Origin of the sequence: Salipaludibacillus aurantiacus, assembly GCF_900111295.1 — a bacterium.
Lineage (GTDB): Bacteria > Bacillota > Bacilli > Bacillales > Salisediminibacteriaceae > Salipaludibacillus > Salipaludibacillus aurantiacus.
On the sequence record NZ_FOGT01000002.1, the window covers coordinates 312,247 to 330,783 of the forward strand.

16 protein-coding genes are annotated in these 18,537 nt (G+C 43.2%); 1 reads left to right on the forward strand and 15 read right to left on the reverse strand.

The features are described 5' to 3' along the window. Positions 1-105 precede the first annotated feature (105 nt). The 4 genes from rpoZ to BMW59_RS03570 all read right to left on the reverse strand — a co-directional run bounded on the left by rpoZ (position 106) and on the right by BMW59_RS03570 (position 2,278). A complete protein-coding gene (rpoZ, locus tag BMW59_RS03555) occupies positions 106-324 on the reverse strand; it encodes a DNA-directed RNA polymerase subunit omega (protein WP_093047647.1) in 219 nt (72 codons plus the stop codon). 5 nt (positions 325-329) lie between these two features. Continuing rightward, the gene (gene gmk, locus BMW59_RS03560; RefSeq protein ID WP_093047648.1) at positions 330-941 is read right to left on the reverse strand and encodes a guanylate kinase; all 612 of its coding nucleotides are present in this window, start codon (positions 939-941) and stop codon (positions 330-332) included. A gap of 145 nt (positions 942-1,086) precedes the next feature. Beyond that, positions 1,087-1,350 carry an extracellular matrix/biofilm regulator RemA gene (gene remA / locus BMW59_RS03565; RefSeq protein WP_093047649.1) on the reverse strand — a complete coding sequence of 88 codons (264 nt, stop codon included), beginning with the start codon at positions 1,348-1,350 and terminating at the stop codon, positions 1,087-1,089. Between the two features lie 46 nt (positions 1,351-1,396). Continuing rightward, positions 1,397-2,278 carry a YicC/YloC family endoribonuclease gene (locus BMW59_RS03570; protein ID WP_093047650.1) on the reverse strand — a complete coding sequence of 294 codons (882 nt, stop codon included), beginning with the start codon at positions 2,276-2,278 and terminating at the stop codon, positions 1,397-1,399. 240 nt (positions 2,279-2,518) lie between these two features. Between BMW59_RS03570 and BMW59_RS03575 the strand changes: the two genes are divergently transcribed. Continuing rightward, positions 2,519-4,243, forward strand: coding sequence for an Rqc2 family fibronectin-binding protein (locus tag BMW59_RS03575; RefSeq protein ID WP_093047651.1), 1,725 nt, complete (start codon positions 2,519-2,521; stop codon positions 4,241-4,243). 80 nt (positions 4,244-4,323) lie between these two features. On the opposite strand, the gene BMW59_RS03580 is transcribed toward BMW59_RS03575, so the two are convergent. The 11 genes from BMW59_RS03580 to BMW59_RS03630 form a co-directional block, all read right to left on the reverse strand. Then, positions 4,324-6,168, reverse strand: a complete 1,845-nt coding sequence (locus BMW59_RS03580) for an ABC transporter ATP-binding protein (RefSeq protein ID WP_245732934.1) — start codon at positions 6,166-6,168, stop codon at positions 4,324-4,326. A gap of 13 nt (positions 6,169-6,181) precedes the next feature. Beyond that, the gene (locus tag BMW59_RS03585; protein WP_093047653.1) at positions 6,182-7,936 is read right to left on the reverse strand and encodes an ABC transporter ATP-binding protein; all 1,755 of its coding nucleotides are present in this window, start codon (positions 7,934-7,936) and stop codon (positions 6,182-6,184) included. A gap of 223 nt (positions 7,937-8,159) precedes the next feature. After that, positions 8,160-8,819 (reverse strand): class I SAM-dependent methyltransferase, encoded by a 660-nt coding sequence (locus BMW59_RS03590; RefSeq protein ID WP_177174169.1) that lies wholly within the window; start codon positions 8,817-8,819, stop codon positions 8,160-8,162. An 83-nt stretch (positions 8,820-8,902) separates the two neighbouring features. Beyond that, positions 8,903-9,532 carry an orotate phosphoribosyltransferase gene (gene pyrE / locus BMW59_RS03595; protein WP_093047655.1) on the reverse strand — a complete coding sequence of 210 codons (630 nt, stop codon included), beginning with the start codon at positions 9,530-9,532 and terminating at the stop codon, positions 8,903-8,905. Position 9,533: 1 nt separating this feature from the next. Beyond that, positions 9,534-10,241 (reverse strand): orotidine-5'-phosphate decarboxylase, encoded by a 708-nt coding sequence (pyrF, locus tag BMW59_RS03600; RefSeq protein WP_093047656.1) that lies wholly within the window; start codon positions 10,239-10,241, stop codon positions 9,534-9,536. Next, positions 10,211-11,143, reverse strand: a complete 933-nt coding sequence (locus BMW59_RS03605) for a dihydroorotate dehydrogenase (protein WP_093047719.1) — start codon at positions 11,141-11,143, stop codon at positions 10,211-10,213. Before BMW59_RS03605 ends, pyrF begins: the two co-directional genes overlap by 31 nt. A 5-nt stretch (positions 11,144-11,148) precedes the next feature. Continuing rightward, entirely contained in the window at positions 11,149-11,928 is a 780-nt protein-coding gene (locus BMW59_RS03610; protein WP_093047657.1) for a dihydroorotate dehydrogenase electron transfer subunit, read from the reverse strand. Next, positions 11,925-15,137 carry a carbamoyl-phosphate synthase large subunit gene (gene carB, locus BMW59_RS03615; RefSeq protein ID WP_093047658.1) on the reverse strand — a complete coding sequence of 1,071 codons (3,213 nt, stop codon included), beginning with the start codon at positions 15,135-15,137 and terminating at the stop codon, positions 11,925-11,927. The genes BMW59_RS03610 and carB overlap by 4 nt, the downstream gene beginning before the upstream one ends. After that, the gene (carA, locus tag BMW59_RS03620) at positions 15,130-16,227 is read right to left on the reverse strand and encodes a glutamine-hydrolyzing carbamoyl-phosphate synthase small subunit (RefSeq protein ID WP_093047659.1); all 1,098 of its coding nucleotides are present in this window, start codon (positions 16,225-16,227) and stop codon (positions 15,130-15,132) included. Before carA ends, carB begins: the two co-directional genes overlap by 8 nt. Further along, positions 16,224-17,528, reverse strand: coding sequence for a dihydroorotase (locus BMW59_RS03625; RefSeq protein ID WP_093047660.1), 1,305 nt, complete (start codon positions 17,526-17,528; stop codon positions 16,224-16,226). The genes carA and BMW59_RS03625 overlap by 4 nt, the downstream gene beginning before the upstream one ends. After that, positions 17,512-18,420 carry an aspartate carbamoyltransferase catalytic subunit gene (locus BMW59_RS03630; RefSeq protein ID WP_093047661.1) on the reverse strand — a complete coding sequence of 303 codons (909 nt, stop codon included), beginning with the start codon at positions 18,418-18,420 and terminating at the stop codon, positions 17,512-17,514. The genes BMW59_RS03625 and BMW59_RS03630 overlap by 17 nt, the downstream gene beginning before the upstream one ends. Positions 18,421-18,537 lie beyond the last annotated feature (117 nt).

The window sequence follows — 18,537 nt, forward strand, 5'->3', positions numbered from 1 at the left end:
CCGGATAACAAAGACGCTGACCCCAAAGTTCCGGCCGAAAAGCAAACCTTTTTTGATAGTATGTATAATTTTCAAGGTATAAAAGAAAGAAACAACCTATTATATTCAGGTTGTTTCTTTCTTGTCACGAATTTCGTAAGTTAGTTTCTCAGACTCAATTTCTTCCAGAGCCATCCCTACGTAATTGACTGACTTAGAATCATCTGCTTTTTGAAAGAGTTCAGGTTTTTCCCGAAGCTGTCTCGCTCTGTGTGCGGAAACAGTCACAAGCGTATACTTCGAATTAATTTTAGTCATTAATGAATCAATAGATGGTTGTAGCAATACAATCACTCCTCAACAAGTTCTTTATAAAGATGGATCAAACGTTCTTTCTTACAATTCTCGGCAGTTACGATGGATTTTATTCTTTCCACCGCTGCTTCCACTTCATCGTTTTCAACCACATAGTCGTATTTGTCCATCAGATCGATTTCATCTCTGGCCACTGTCATACGGTTATCTATCAGATCTTTCGTCTCCGTGCCTCGCCCTTCTATCCGGCTACGTAATTCTTTAAGGCTTGGAGGCATCAGAAAAATAAACACTCCTTCAGGGAATGTTTCCTTGACCTGCAGGGCTCCTTGAACTTCGATTTCCAGGATGACATCTCTCCCACTGGCAATCATCTCTTCGACATAGTTCCGGGGAGTACCGTAGAAGTTGTCCACGTACTGGGCATATTCAAGCAGTTCGTTCTCCCTGATCATACGTTGGAACTCCTCGTGAGATTTAAAGAAATAATTGACTCCTTCCGCTTCTCCTTCTCTGGGCTTTCTGGTAGTAGCAGAAACGGAATATTTAATATGCGTATCATGTTTTCTTAATGCCCCGCAAACCGTACCTTTTCCTACTCCTGAAGGACCGGAAAGGACGATGAGGAGACCTTTTTCTCGTTTCATATAAACCTCCAACTATTAGTTATAAAGTCTATTCTAGCATGTTTTCATTTGCTGCGGTAGGCAGTCTTATTATAACAAAGGGAATGCCATCGGAAAACCGATGGCAGACATACGTTAAAATTATAGTAGAAACAGGCTGAAAATGTTATTCTTCTGAATCATCGTCTTTACTGGAAATAACTCTTTGTGCCACTGTTTCTGGCTGGACAGCAGAAAGGATGACGTGGTCGCTGTCTGCGATGATGACGGCGCGGGTGCGGCGTCCGTATGTAGCATCCACCAGCATATTTCTTTCACGCGCGTCAGAGATAATCCTTTTAATGGGCGCAGACTCAGGACTTACAATTGAAATAATGCGGTTAGCAGATACAATATTTCCAAAACCAATATTAATAAGTTTAATATCCAAGTGTCATTCTCCTATCTTTATTAAAAAAGTTTATTTATTATTATAATTATTCTACATTTTGCACTTGTTCCCTTATCTTTTCCAAATCAGCTTTTAAATTCACAACAATTTGGCTGACGTCGAGATGGTTAGCTTTTGAACCGATCGTATTTATTTCTCTGTTCAATTCCTGAACGAGAAAGTCGAGTTTCCTTCCAACCACTTCCCCGTCATTTAAAATCGATGAGAATTGCTTAAGGTGACTGTCAATTCTTGTTAATTCTTCCTCAACATCTGATTTATCAGCATAAACAGAAACCTCTGTTAAAATACGTGATTCATCAATTTCAGTATTTCCTTCCATAAAACTTTCAACTTTTTTCAGAAGTCTTTCCCGATAGAGTTCCTGAACCTGCGGGGCAAAAGTCCGCAGCTGCTCCAGATAGTCAGACAGCTTCTGTAAGCGGTGTGACAAATCCTCAAGCAGTTCCCGGCCCTCGCTTTGCCTCATTTTGATAAGCTGGGAGACGGCTTCATCTACTGATGTTTTAACCATTTCTTCAAGCTCTTTTGATACCTCATCTGACTCTTTAACTGATACGACTTCCTCATGTAAAAGGAGGCGATCAATCGGAAACGCTTCAGAAGCTACAGTGTTTTCAACCATTTGTTCATAAAGATGGTGATACTGGTGAAATAAATCCCAGTCAATTGATAAGGATCTTTTAACAATACTTTCTCCCTGAAGGTTTAAAAAAACATCTACTTTGCCGCGTTTCACATAGCGGGAAATTGCTTTTTTAAGTCGGTCTTCCAGGAACAGCAACTGCCTTGGCATACGTATATTTATTTCGCAAAAACGGTGATTTACAGCCTTCATCTCGACTGTTACTTTAAAATTCCCATTTTCCTTAGCAGACCGCCCGTATCCTGTCATACTCTTAATCATTTATATCACATCCACACTTATATTCTAAACAATTTTCAAACTGACAACAAGGGGCGTATAAAAATCTTACCATTTTAAAGGGAAAATAGACATTATTTATCTCCTGAATACTATTGCCTTGTTCCATAGATGATTTTTGCTATAATAGGAAAAGCTCATAAACAGCCTGAGGTATTCCTGCCTGCAATCATTTATCAAAAACAGGCTGCAAATGACAGCTTATATAAAGGAGGTTTCCGAATGTCTTTTGACGGCATTATAACACGGGCGGTAACTGATGATCTGAAAGATAAAATAGCCAGTGGAAGAATCGTTAAAATACACCAGCCCTATCCTACTGACTTAATGGTTACTGTCAGGGCAGGCGGAACAAACCATTCCCTGTTCTTATCTGTTAATCCATCTTTTGCAAGATTTCACCTGACTAACATTAAATTTGATAATCCCCAAGAGCCTCCTATGTTCTGTATGGTTTTACGCAAACACCTTGAAGGGAGCATTCTGGAAAGCATTGAACAGAATGGGCTTGAACGGATTGTCACCTTTTCTTTTAAAGGCAGAAATGAACTGGGAGATGTATCATACAAAAAACTGATTCTGGAACTGATGGGGCGGCACAGTAATATTATTTTCATCGATAAAGAGAATGATATTATTCTGGACAGCATGAAACATATTCCTCCGTCACTTTCCCAGTACCGGACGGTGCTTCCTGGCCAGCCTTATAAAGAACCTCCCCACCAGGATAAATTGAACCCTCTGGAAATAGACGAAACCGGTTTGTTAAGAAAACTGAACTTTAACCAGGGCAAAATGGACCAGCAAATCCGTGATATATTCAGCGGGCTGTCCCCTCAGGTAATTAAAGAAATAATGCACAGGGCCGGTCTTATAAACAGAGACACATTGCCTGCAGCATTTACTGACGTATTAAAACCTGTAAAAGAAAAAAATTATAACCCATTTATGATTACAGGAGGGGCTAAAGAAGCTTATTCAATCATCCCTATGGATCATTTGGAAGGTGAACGCCTCTACTTTAACACTATTCATGACATGCTGGACCGGTTTTATGTCGACAAAGCAGAAAGGGACCGGGTGAAACAGCGCGCTTACGATCTTGAACGGTTTCTGCGGAATGAATATCAAAAAAATAAAAAGAAAATTTCTAAACTCCAAAAAACGTTAAAAGATGCTGACAAAGCGAAAAAGCACCAGAAGTTTGGCGAATTGTTAACTGCCCATATGCATCTAGCTGCTCCCGGGCAAAAAGAATTAACAGTAATAGATTATTATGACCCGGATCAAAAAGAAATAACTATTCCTTTAGATCCCCAAAAAACTGCCTCTGAAAACGCCCAGACTTTTTTTAAGAAATACCATAAACTGAAAAATTCAGTCGCTTATGTCAATGAGCAAATTGAGCAGGCTGAAACAGAAATGGATTACCTCGATTCGCTAATTCAGCAAATCGAGTTTGCTTCAACGAAAGATCTGGAAGATATTCGTGAAGAACTTGAAAACGAGGGTTATTTGAAGAAAAGAGTTCAGAAGAAAAAGAAAAAGAAACCTGCAAAACCTTCTGTAGAAAGGTATGTTTCCTCAGAAGGGGCAGACTTATATGTAGGAAAAAACAACAAGCAGAACGAGTATTTGACTAACAGGCTTGCCCGGCAAGACGATACATGGCTGCATACAAAAGACATTCCCGGGTCCCATGTGATTATCCGCAGTCAGGAATTCGGGGACGCCACGCTCAAAGAAGCGGCTAATTTAGCTGCCTATTTCAGTAAAGGAAGAATGTCGGGACAGGTGCCTGTTGATTATACGTTAATTCGTCATGTAAAAAAACCAAGCGGTGCCAAGCCCGGTTACGTCACTTACGATAATCAGACAACGTTATTTGTAACACCCGATGAAAATCTGATCCGCGAACTTAAAGAGAGAGCTGAGAAAACTAATTAATAAAAGGTGCCCTGATGAGCAGCTGCTCACGGGCACCTTTATTTTGTGTTTTCCTAGTGGAGCGCAGCCCACTTTATCATTTAAACGGCATTAAGCACTTTGAACTGCGATTTAACAAGGCTGTAATATTCACCTTTCTGGTCCATCAGCTCGTCGTGGTTACCTTGCTCCAAAATTTCCCCTTGTTCCAGTACAATAATATTATCTGCTTCACGGATAGTCGACAGCCGGTGAGCGATCATAATCGCTGTTCTGCCTTTAAGCAGTGTTTTAAGAGCCTTTTGAATAAGCTGTTCAGTCTCCGTATCTATTGAAGCCGTCGCCTCATCCAATATAAGAATTTGAGGATCAGCCAGTAAGGCACGGGCAAAAGAAATAAGCTGGCGCTCCCCGACTGAGAGAACGTTACCGCGTTCCTCAACTTCCGTTTCATACCCTTTATTAAGCTGGGCGATAAATTTATCTGCCCCCACTGTCCTGGCTGCCTCCATCACTTCCTCATCAGTTGCGTCCGGTCTTCCAAAACGGATATTTTCCATTATCGTTCCTGAAAAAATGAAAGTGTCCTGAAGCACAATACTGACTTTCTCCCGCAGGCTGTCAAGGCTCACATCTCTCAAATCGTGTCCGTCAAGGAGCACCTTGCCTGAAGTAGGGTCATAGAACCTGCTGATTAAGTTGACAATTGTGGTTTTACCGCTCCCGGTATGCCCAACCAGAGCGACAGTCTGTCCCTGTTTCATTTCAAGGTTAATATTTTGCAAGGCTTTACGGTTCTTGTCATAAGCAAATTCAACCTGATCGAACTGGATATGGCCTTTAACATCTTTAAGCTTTTTTGCATCTTGTTTTTCAGGTACAGACGGCTGCTCATCAAGAAACTCAAAAATCCGTTCAGAGGAAGCCATTCCTACGAGAAGCTGGTTGTAAACCTGGCCAAGCCGTGATATAGGCTCCCAGAACATTCCTATATAAAGTGAAAAAGCGAAAAATTCACCTACGCTTAATGCCTGCCCCTGAATTAAGAAAACGCCATACCATAAGAGCACAGCCGTACCGATTGCACTGCTCATTTCAACGAACGGGCGGAACATCGCACTTTTTTGTGTTGCGTTTCGCCATGCTTCAAAGTTCTGCTCATTCATTTGATTAAAAAAACCGATATTTTCTTTCTCCTGGGTATATGACTGTGTAATTCTGATACCTTGAATACTCTCATTTAAGTGGGAGTTAATCATTGACTGTTTAATTCTTACCTCCTGCCAGGACCTCCTGATGTTTCTCCTGAGTCTGGTAGAAATAAAAAACATCAGAGGGAGTACAACCATAATGGCCAGAGTGAGTTCAGGGCTAATAATAAACAGCATAATAATAATCCCTATCAGCATAATCAGATCCATTAACAAATTAATAACACCATTAGTAAACAAGTCCTGAAGGCTGTTCACATCATTTGTTATTCTCACAAGAATGGAGCCTGCTGACCGCTGGTCGAAGAAACGATGAGACAAACGCTGGATATGGTTAAATAACGCCTTTCTCAAATCAAAAATAACTAACTGCCCTAATTTATTCATAAACCGTATCCGCAATGTATTTCCGATCCAGGAGATCACATAAAGCCCTGCAATGACAAGAACCATCATGGTTAGAAAAGACACATCTCCTGTTTCAATAATATGATCAAGAGCATAGCTTCCTATTAATACAGGAGCCAGGAGCCTGACTGCTGTAGACATCAGCATTCCAAGGATGGCTACGGGCAGTATATTTGTTGAGTACGGTTTCATGTATCCCAGTAAACGGGTCATCTGCTTCCAGTTGAACGGCTTTTCGATAGCCTGGTCCTGCGAATAATGAAACCTCTTTAATGTTCTTTCTTCACGCGTTTTATAATTTTGAGTGCCCCGATTGTTTTCACTCACGTTCGTCACCTCCTCATGTGGCTTCTTCCAGAAATTGTTTGCGGTCCTGGAACTGTATATCATATATACGCTTGTAATGTCCTTCTTCTATGGCAAGGAGTTCGTCATGCGTGCCCCTTTCCACAATCTCCCCTTCATCCAGTACGATAATCTCATCTGCATGCATAAGTGAAGAAATACGGTGCGCGATAATAAAGGTCGTTCGTCCTTTCATAACTTCCTGAAATGCAGCTTGTATTTTTGCTTCAGTTTCCATATCCACTGCACTGGTGGCATCATCAAGAATAAGAATACTCGGGTCAATACATATCGCTCTTGCAATAGCTATTCTCTGTTTTTGCCCACCGGACAATCCTCCGCCCCGCTCTCCTAAAATAGTATCGTAGCCTTCCGGTAAATCTTTAATAAAGTCATGGGCATCTGCACGAATAGCCGCATCAATAATACGCTCCATCGATGCTTCCGGGGCCCCGTAAGATATATTATCCTTAACTGAAGACGAAAAAAGGAACGATTCCTGCAGTACCACACCTGTATTTTTCCGGATTGTTTTCAAAGTGTAATCAGTAATCTGCCTGCCGTCTATCCAAATACTGCCCCGATCAGGTTCATAAAATCGTGAAATCAGCTGCGTAATAGATGTTTTGCCTGACCCTGTAGCCCCAATGAGGCCAATCGTTTTTCCAGGCGGTGCTTCAAACGAAATATTTTTTAATGCCAAATCTTCTTCTTCATCATAACTGTGGCTTACATTTTCAAATACGACGTGGCCATCAAGGCGGTCTTTTTCTATTGCTCCCGGCTTATCAAAAATATCTTCTCTTTCATCGAGAACCTGTAAGATCCGTTCCCCTGAAGCTTTGGACTGCGAAAAGGTATTCACGATAAACCCCAGGTTCATCAGCGGGTTAATAATAAACCAGATTAAGCTGAAAAATGCGACGAGCACCCCCGGCTGTATCTCACCGTTAATAACAAGCCAGCCGCCGAATCCGAGCAGGACGACCACACAGATCTGTCCGATCAGTTCCATGAAAGGAAAGTATTTTGACCAAATATTAGCCGTATGAATAAACTTATCTTTATAATCCGTGTTTTTTGAGTCAAACCTGCCCATCTCATAGGTTTCTTTAGAGAGGGATTTAACTGTAGTCATCCCGCTGATATTTTCCTGTACTTTGGTCGTCATTCCTGCAAATGATTTTCTAATGTTTGTGAAGGCAGGATGGACTTTTTTATCGAACCGGTAGACGGTCAGGACGAGGAAAGGCATAGCAGCGAGTGTTACCACAGCCAGGGAAGGGCTGTAATAAAACATAATTCCCATACTCAAACCCACAAGCATAGCTAAATTAATAAGCTGGGCAAACCCAAATGATAAAAAGAAACGGAACCCTTCCACATCTGCGGTTAACCGTGACATCAAATCACCTGTTCGTGCATTATCATAGTAACGGAAAGGCAAAAACTGAAGTTTCTTATACAGCGCGTTTCTCAGTTCATAAACTGACTGAATGCCAAACAGGTCACCTAAATACTGGTGAAAGTATACAGCTGCTGCTTTAAGCAATGTGATAAAAAAGAACCCGGCCGCCACATAAGGGACAAGATGAAAATTCCCCTCCAATACCACATGGTCAATTGTAAATTGGAGAATAACCGGATATACCACCGTAAATGCTGTAACAGCTAATAAAAAAAGAATGGACAAAAAGAAATAGCGTTTATAAGGCCAGTAAAACTGTTTTAAACGTTTAAATGTGTCCATCATGGCACCTCCTTCACATATAAAATAATTTGAAAAAATTTACTTACCCCTAACAATTTTAAACAGTAGATCTAATATATCGGTTTCCGAAATATATTTCTATTTGTTTTAATTATCAAATTAGTTCAAATTCGCTGAAAATTGGAGGGTAACTCGATAATATCTGGCTATCCTTTACAATTTCTTCTATTTGCGCCGCACATTAAAAAAAGCTGAGTGGCAGTCACTCAGCATAAGCTATCGTAATTAATCCGATATTCTGTTTAACTTTGGAAGATAAAACGTCACGAAAGCCGTGTTTTTCCAACAACGCTTTTATTTCATAAGCGCCGAATCTGTGTCTTTTTTCAGCTATTCTTCCCCATTGAATTAACGCTTCTCTTTCTGTCCTGTCAAGCTGCCACTCTTCCGAAAGAACGAGGGATATATCAAGGGTTAATTCATCACTGGGATTTAAAAGAGCCACTCGCCCGCTGGTGGTCAGCACTCTCTTCATCTCCCTGACGACTTTTTCCGGTGCGGGCATTAAAAATAATAAGCAGGAGCAGAGCACAAGATCGTATGAGTTATCACTAAAAGGAAGCGATTCTGCATCCGCCACGTAATAAGTTACATCCGTATCCGGAATAACTTCTTTGGCAAGTGCCTGGGCGCGTTTAATCGTTAACGGCGACAAATCTATACCCGTTAACCTGGATTTCTCTGAAGCGCCTCTGTGAAGGAGCCTGCCTGTTCCGCAGCCAATATCAAGCACCCGTAAATGATCCCAGGAACCAAGTGTACTAAGCATCTGTTTCTGAATTTCAACGATCCATGACGAACAGGCCATTTTGTCAAAAAAATCTACCCGTTCATCGAATTCTTCCCGTGTCAGCTTTCTCATAACCATTCTGCCCCTTTATTATCGGCACTGCTTTACTTAAATGGTAATTATGATGTTTTGTTAACCACAGAGCCTTAAAATAGTCAGACAGACATCCAGCCTTCAGGATCCTCTCGCCACTGCTGCAAAAGTTTCAGTTGTTCATCAGTAATCTGTTTATTTTCCAGAGCTGTTTTAAGGAGGAACGAGTAGGTAGTCAATGAATGGAGAGAGTACCCTGATTCTTTTTCAGCCTTCTCAGCTAAGGGAAGCTCATAAGTGAAAATAGAACAAATTCCAAGTACCTTTCCTCCAGCATCTTCCACTGATTTAGCCGCTTCGATAGAAGAGCCGCCTGTCGATATAAGGTCTTCTATAACCAGAACTCTTTTTCCTTTATTTAATTTCCCTTCAATTCGGTTTTGTTTACCGTGCCCTTTTGAAGAAGATCTCACGTAAACCATCGGAAGATCCAGACGGTCTGCAATCCATGCGGCATGCGGGATACCTGCAGTTGCAGTACCTGCGAGCACTTCCACCTCAGGGAAATGATCCTTTATGTAGGAAACAAATAAATCAATAAACTTCTGCCTTTCAGCCGGATAAGACATAATTAACCTGTTATCGCAATAAATCGGTGATTTGATTCCGGAACTCCATGTAAAAGGGTCCTCCGGCTGGAGCGTCACAGCATTAATTGAAAGCAATAAGTCTGCCGTTTGTTTTTCTCTCATATCAAGCCCTCCATTCCTTTTTATAATTTGTGTAAGCTTCCATCGGATCAGCCGCCCTTGTGATTCCTCTCCCGACTACGATGGCAGTGCTCCCGAGATGGCGTGCTTTTTCAGGTGTGACGACGCGTACCTGGTCATCCATCGCATCTGATTTTCTCCTGATCCCTGGGGTAACAGTCAGAAAGTTTGGGAAGCGGCTCATGATGGATGGAACATCCAAGGCAGAACATACGACGCCATCCAGCCCTGCCTCATCCGTTTGCCTGCATAAATACTGCACATGGTCGGCAATTGACGAAGGTATACCTAATTCATTTACGAGCATATCGTCACTCGTACTCGTTAACTGGGTTACTGCTATACAGAAAGGCGAAGTGCGTCCTGCAGCTGTTCCGCTTTCCAGCCCTTCTTTAGCTGCTGCCATCATTTGTTTTCCTCCGAGAGAATGGACATTGACTAAGTCCACCTCCAAGCCTGCAAGTTGTTTCATAGCCCGTTTTACAGTGGTAGGAATGTCATGCAGTTTCAAATCCAGGAAAAGCTGGTGCCCCTGCTCTTTCAGCATATTTACAAGGGACGGGCCTTCTTTGTAATACAGCTCCATTCCAACTTTAAGGTACAGCTTTTCGTTCTGAAAACGGGATAGAAACGCGTTAACCTCTTCCTTGGAAGAAAAATCTAACGCGATGATAAGCTCACGCTGCTGCATGTCTTCCAGCTCCTTCCGACGATACTTTCCACATCATCAATGCCGAGTTCAGCCATTCTTGTTTCAAGGCTGCTGATTAACTCCGGGCAGGCAAAAGGGTTGACAAAATTGGCTGTGCCAATAGCAACTGCACTTGCCCCTGCCATCAGGAATTCCAGAATATCATCTGCCGTGTGGATTCCTCCCATTCCGATAATCGGAATGTCTACTGCCTGACTAACCTGATAAATCATTCTCACGGCAACAGGCTTTATTGCCGGTCCGGAAAGACCGCCAGTCCGGTTGGCTATCACTGGTTTCCCGGTATTAATATCTATTTTCATACCGAGCAGTGTATTTATCATACTTAAACCGTCTGCCCCTGCTTCTTCAACAGCTTTGGCCATTTCAACTATATCCGTTACATTTGGGGACAATTTCACGTAAACAGGGACTTGCGACACGGCTTTTACTTTTTTAGTCAGTTCAGCAGCTATGGCTGGATCACTTCCAAACTGGATACCTCCAACTTTCACATTGGGGCAGGAGATGTTTAATTCAAGAGCTGAGACATTTTTCACCCTTGAAACCGTCTCCGACACGTAAATATAGTCTTCCATTGTATTTCCTGCTACGTTTACTATGACTGGAATATCATATTGCTCGAGCCAAGGAAGTTCATGTTGGAGAACATGTTCCAGCCCCGGATTTTGCAGGCCTATAGCATTTAACATGCCGCTTTCTGTTTCAGCTACCCTCGGAACAGGGTTGCCCGCCCGCTCTTCTGCCGTTACTGCTTTTACAGTTATAGCTCCAAGTTTATTTAAATCGTAAAACCTGGCATATTCCTGCCCGAAACCAAAACACCCTGACGCAGGCATTACCGGGTTTTTCATAGATAATCCCGGAAGCTCTCTGTTCATGTTAATCATATAACTACCTCCCCTGCCCGGAATACAGGTCCGTCACTGCATATTTTCCGGTATTTTTTACCCTCTTGGGAAGTGGCATCTGACGCTTCACACACACATGCAAGGCAAGCCCCGACGCCGCATCCCATTCTCTCCTCAAGCGAAATAAAACCATCTGAAGCTGCTGCTGCTTTAACTGCTCGAAGCATCGGTACAGGCCCGCATGTGAAGAATGAATCATAGGGCTTTTCAGCCTGATTCATGGCATCAGTGACGAATCCGTGCACTCCTTTAGAGCCGTCTTCTGTCGTGACAATAATGTCACCAAGCTCTCTGAATTCTTTTTGAAGAAAGATATCTTCAGACTGGCGGAATCCGAGGATGGTCCGGACATTGACGCCTCTTTTTACAAGTTTTTTGGCAAGGTAATAGAGAGGAGGGATGCCAACTCCTCCGCCCACCAAAAGAGCCGTGCTGCCTTTTTGCAAGCTGTCCAAAGGAAACCCTTGTCCTAAAGGGCCTAAGACGTCTAATGTGTCATCTGTCTTTTTTGCAGCTAAAAGACGGGTTCCTCTTCCTTCTGCACGGTAAATGATGGTTAACTCTTGTTTATCCTGGCTGACATCACAGATACTGATCGGCCTTCTGAGCAGAGGATCAATCCCGTCACTAACTTTCACGTGTACAAACTGACCGGGTTCTGTCATTGTCTGAACTGAATCACCCTCCAACGTCATTCGGTATATACGTGGGGCAATTTCCTCCTGTCCTGTTATACGGAGCTGTTCGACTATCATACAAGCACTTCCTTCACTCGTTTTCCCGACTGTCCCATAGCTTCAGCTGAAAAGGTGAATAATTCCAGTACTTTTACAAGTGCTTCAGCAGTGTCCATCGATGTGAGACAAACGGTTCCGTGCTCGACTGCTTCCCGGCGTATACGGAAACCGTCCCGTGCAGGCTGTTTCCCTTTTGTAAGAGTATTGACTATAAATTGGGCTTTGCCCTGTTTAATAACATCCAGCATATCCGGGGAGTCTCCTCCTATTTTGGAAATGACGGTCACCGGAATGTTCTCTTCACGAATTCTTGCTGCCGTGCCTTCCGTAGCTAGAAGATGAAAACCGATACGGTGGAAACGGCGGGCTAACTCCATTGCTTCTTCTTTATCTTTATCTGCCAGAGTAAACAATACTGACCCATGAGTTGGAATTTTCATTCCTGAAGCAACTAAACCTTTATAAAGGGCTTTTTCCAAGGTAATATCTCTTCCCATCACTTCACCTGTTGACTTCATTTCAGGTCCTAAAGTTATATCCACGCTCCGCAGCTTTGCAAATGAGAAGACTGGAACTTTAACAGAAACCAGTTCTGGTTCAGGCAGACATCCTGTTGTAAACCCCTGTTCTTTAAGAGACTTCCCGATAATCGCTTTAGTAGCCAGATTCGCCATATTGACTTCGGTAATTTTACTTAAGAATGGAACTGTTCGGCTTGAGCGCGGATTAACTTCAAGGACATATACTTCACTATTATGAATAACAAACTGAATATTCATTAATCCTTTAATGTTAAATCCTTTAGCCAGCCTGATTGTGTAATCAATGATCCGTTCTTTTAAGTCAGCTTCGACATTTTGCGTCGGATAGACGGCAATAGAGTCACCTGAGTGGACCCCAGCCCGTTCAATGTGTTCCATAATTCCCGGAATGACGACGGTTTCGCCATCAGATATAGCATCTACTTCAATTTCTTTTCCTGTTAAATATCTGTCAATTAAAACAGGGTGCTTTTCATTTACCTTTACCGCCCGGGCCATATAACGAAGAAGATCGCTCTCGTTATAAACAATTTCCATTGCCCGTCCGCCAAGAACATAAGAAGGCCGGACAAGTACCGGGAAACCTATATTTAAAGCAATGTTTACTGCTTCATCTACAGACGTCGCTGTTTTACCGAGCGGCTGAGGAATATCAAGTTCCATCAGCTTCTGCTCAAATTTATCCCGGTCTTCTGCAGCATCCATATTTTCCAGACTCGTCCCCAGCAAATTCACTCCACGTTCTGCGAGATCTTCTGCAAGGTTTAGAGCCGTCTGCCCCCCAAATTGAACAATAACGCCTATCGGTTTCTCATGTTCAATGACATTCATGACATCTTCAATTGTTAAAGGCTCAAAGTAAAGTTTATCGGATATTTCAAAATCGGTGGAAACTGTCTCCGGATTATTGTTTATAATGATCGCTTCGTAGCCGGCTTCCTGTATTGCTTTTACCGTGTGTACTGTTGCATAATCAAATTCAATTCCCTGCCCGATCCTGATAGGCCCTGAACCCAAAACAAGAATCGAAGGCTTGGAAGTAATAAGTGATTCCTGTTCCTGTTCAAAAGTTCCATAATAATATGGTGTTTCTGAAGCAAATTCCGCAGCACAAGTATCAACCATTTTATAAACCGGTTTTATCCCGTAGGTATGAAGCCTTTCTTCTGTTTCCTTGAGGCTGAGAGATGTCAGCCCGGCTAAAGTCTCGTTTGAAAAACCTGATCGCTTTGCTTTATAGGCAAGTTCTTCTGTTAAGCCTGACTGGCTAATTTCTTTTTCAAAATTAATAATTTTTTCTATGTGATAAAGGAAATAGCGGTCAATTTGAGTTAACTGATGAATCTCCTCCAACGTAAACCCATCTCTGAAAGCTTCAGATACATAGAGGATTCTCTCATCATCAGCTTTTTGGAGGCGTACTTCCAGCTCTTCTTTCGGAAATCCGTTTCCTTTCGGATGCTGTAAATGGGTTAAATCTGTCTCGGTAGATCTGACTGCTTTCAGCAGGGACTCAGGGAACGTCCGGCCAACTGCCATGACCTCGCCTGTCGCTTTCATTTGTGTCCCTAAAGTTCTGTTCGCTGAATCAAATTTATCAAACGGCCAGCGGGGTATTTTAGTAACAATGTAGTCGAGTGCCGGTTCAAAACTTGCATAAGTAGTTTTAGTAATAGGATTTATACACTCATCCAAATGATAGCCAGCCGCGATTTTAGCTGATAGCTTGGCAATAGGATAACCGGTTGCTTTGGAAGCTAAAGCAGACGACCGGCTCACCCTCGGGTTCACTTCAATAATATAATAGTCTTCACTGTATGGATCGAGAGCGCACTGGACGTTACAGCCCCCTTCAATTCCTAAAGCGCGGATAATCTTTAAAGAAGAGTTTCTTAAAAGCTGGTATTCCCGGTCAGAAAGAGTCTGGCTTGGCGCTACTACAATCGAGTCCCCTGTATGGATGCCCACTGGATCTACATTCTCCATATTACAGACAACGATCGCCTGGTCATTCCCGTCCCGCATGACTTCATATTCCACTTCTTTAAATCCTGCGATGCTTTTTTCTATTAAACACTGATGAACTGGACTGGCAGAGAGTCCGTTTGGAACAATTTCCCGTAAATCTTTTTCGTTATAAACGAGACCTCCGCCTGTCCCGCCAAGGGTGTAGGCAGGCCTTACTATCACGGGATAGCCAATTCGCTCTACAAATGCTTCTGCTTCTTCAAGAGAATGTATAATATCGCTTTCCGGAACCGGCTCATTTAACCGGTTCATTAACGCACGGAACTCCTCCCGGTCTTCTGCCTCACGAATGGCTTTTAAGCTCGTACCGAGCACCTGGACCCCGTATTCATCCAATATGCCGTCTTCAGCAAGTTCTACAGCAAGGTTCAGACCTGTTTGGCCGCCTAATGTTGCCAGGAGCCCGTCCGGCCGTTCCTGGCGGATAATTCTCGATACGAAATCTTTTGTTAGAGGCTCGATATAAACTCTGTCGGCCGTTGTTTCATCCGTCATAATGGTGGCGGGATTTGAATTAATCAGAATAACTTCATATCCCTCTTCTTTTAAAGCCTGGCAGGCCTGTGTGCCAGCATAATCGAATTCTGCCGCCTGGCCAATCACGATTGGCCCGGAGCCAATAACTAGAATCTTTTGAATATCAGTTCGTTTAGGCATATGTTTTCCTCCCTGATGCTTTCTGGCTGTTTTTTACGTATGTTTTAAATTCATTAAATAATCCTTTGGCATCTTCAGGTCCTGGTGACGCTTCCGGATGGTACTGGACGCTGAAAGCCGGATAATGCTGATGTTTAACCCCTTCAATGGATTTGTCATTCACATTGATATGAGTGATATCAAGCGGTGTTCCATCAATTGAATCAGGATCTACTGTATAGCCGTGATTCTGGGAGGTAATTGAAATCTGGCCTGTACGCAAATCTTTTACTGGATGGTTGCTTCCTCTATGGCCAAAGGGCATTTTAACTGTAAGTGCACCGCTTGCAAGTGCCAGCAGCTGATGGCCAAGGCAAATGCCGAACAAAGGGGCACGTCCCAGAAGATTTTTGACCGTTTCTACTGCCTCAGGAACGTCTGCCGGATTTCCAGGTCCGTTGCTAAGAACGATCCCGTCCGGCTGCAGGGCTAAAATGTTGTCTGCATCCCAGGAATATGGCACAACCACCACTTCGTAACCTTCGGACACCAGGTCTTTTACGATTCCTTTCTTGACTCCATAATCGACCAGGACAATACGCTCTTTAACACCCGGGTTTATATACTGGTTTTTCGTTGATACCCTGGATACCTGGTCAACTGGCAAAGGTGTCTCTTTTAGCTCTTCTGCGACTTCATGAACATTTGCATCCATTGAACAGAGCCGCCCTTTTAAGGTACCGTGCTCTCTGATCATCCTTGTAAGTTTCCTAGTATCTATCCCTTCCAAGCCGGGAATATCTTCTTTCTTCAACCATTCGTGAAGAGAAAACTGCGACCTGAAATGGCTTGGATACTCTGCTGCTTCGCGTACAATTAAACCGTGTATAGCAGGTTTAATACTTTCAAAGTCGTCTCTGTTTATACCGTAATTTCCAATCAGAGGGTAAGTGAGAGTGACAATCTGGCCGCAATAAGACGGATCAGATAATATTTCCTGGTAACCTGTCATTCCGGTGTTAAAAACGACTTCACCCGCTCTTTCAGTATCACTGCCGATCGCCTCGCCGACAAACGTCTGTCCATTTTCCAATATAAGCTGCCGTTTCATATTGCCGCCTCCTCTTTCTCATCCATCCATACTTGTTGTGCTTGATAAACCGTCATAACCGGCCACCCCTGAAGGATTTCTCCTCCAAATGGAGTGTTTTTGCCTTTTGATAAAAATGTTGAAGGATCAACGGACGCGGTCTTGTTCATATTAATGACAGTAAAGTCTGCACATCCTCCTTCTGCTAAATCTCCATAAGGTAAACTGAATGCTGATGCCGGTTTAATTGTTAACCAGTCAATTAACTGTTTCTCAGAAATGATATTTTCTTTTACAAGCTTTGTGTAAAGGAGAGGAAAGGCGATTTCCAAACCTGTTATACCAAACGGCGCTTCAACCATCGGCAGTTTCTTTTCCTCTGCCGTGTGGGGCGCATGGTCCGTCGCTATAAAATCAATCGTTCCGTCCATAAGCCCTTCAATCAAAGCCTGTTTGTCAGCCTCGCTTCTTAAAGGGGGATTCATTTTGTAATTAGCGTCATCTCCCGGTATATCTTCTTCAGACAGGATTAAATGATGGGGAGTGACTTCAGCCGTGACATTTATTCCTGCTCGTTTAGCGTCTCTGATTACTCTGACAGATTCTTTAGTACTGACGTGGCAGACATGGTAGTGGCATCTTGCAGCTTCTGCCAGCAAGACATCCCGGGCGATATGGACGGATTCACTGACCGACAGAATACCAGGAATCGATTGCTTTTCTGAAAAATTTCCTGCATGGACGGCACCTCCATATAATAGCGAGTTATCCTCGCAATGGGCGACTACCGATTTGCCTGCTTCTGCTGCCTGGAGCATTGCTTCATACATTTTACCCGCTTCCTGGACGCCGACACCATCGTCTGTGAATGCAAAGGCTCCCCTTGCGGCGAGTGTATGGAAATCAGTCAGGTTTTTCCCAGCCTGGCGCTCGGTAAATGCTGCGTAAGGCAGGACACGTACATGTCCTTTTTCCTTCATTAAAGAAATGATGTTCGTCAAGTGTTCTTCCGTATCTGGCACGGGGCGGGTATTAGGCATAGCAGCAATTGTAGTAAATCCTCCCCGGGCAGCAGCTTTTGTTCCCGATTCTATCGTTTCCTTCTTTTCGCCGCCTGGCTCGCGAAGATGGACGTGCAGATCAACCATCCCCGGGATTAACAGCTGCTTTTTTACGTCAATCACTTTATCGGCTTCTGACTCATCTAAAGGTGTCCTGCTTATTTTTTCCACAGTGCCTTTTTCTTCATCCACTAACAAGTCACATACCTCTTTTTCATTTTCCTCTGTATACATCAAAGCGTTTTTATATAACGTGGTCATAAATTTTTTCCCCCTTTAGATTTAAAACATGTGCCAGGACTGCTTTCCGAACGTGTACGCCATTAGCCATTTGTTTAAAAATCCGTGACCGTCTGCACTCCACCAGGCTGTCTGCCAGCTCAACCCCCCGGTTTACAGGAGCAGGGTGCATAATAATGCTGTGTGGCTTCATTCTAAGTTCCCTGTTTTCAGTGAGGCCGAACCGGTGGTGATAGGCTTCTTTAGAATAGCCGCTTCCATTATCATGGCGTTCAGTCTGTATCCTTAAAAGCATCAGGACATCAGCCTGTTCCACCGCTTGATCCATTGTTAAATACTGATCGTCTTTAATCGACTCATCCATCCATTCTGACGGTCCGGAATAAGACACTTGGGCCCCGAGTTTCTCGAGGATTTTAGCGTTAGTGTGGGCAACTCTGCTGTGTCTGATATCACCGCATATGACGACATGAAGCGATTCAAATCTGTTAAATTCCTGCTTGATTGTTAAAAGATCCAATAATGACTGGGTCGGATGGTCTCCTGCTCCATCTCCAGCGTTAATCACGGGGATATTCAGCCCTTTGAGCTGCTCATAATATTTTGTTTCAGGATGTCTGATAACCAAGCCTTTGCACCCGATCGCTTCAAGCGTTTTAGCGGTATCATATAAACTTTCTCCCTTTTTTACGCTTGAATGGGACACTTCAAAAGAAAGGGTCTCAATACCAAGCTGCTTTTCAGCCATTTCAAAGCTGCACTTCGTCCTTGTGCTCGGTTCAAAAAACAGGTTGGCAACTACGGCGTTATGATAGAAAACCGGTGCTGCATCGCCGGCGAACTCATCTGCCTCAGTCAGCAAAGACTGTAATTCAGGTAACGTCAGATCATCTAATGTTCTTAAATTTCTCATGAGCTATTCTCCCCTTTGCAATTATGTAATTTGTAAACATGGCACAGCGCTCTCATCTTAATTTATATTTCGTCAATAGAGACTGCAGGAACACAAGGCGGCGACACTAAGGCAACA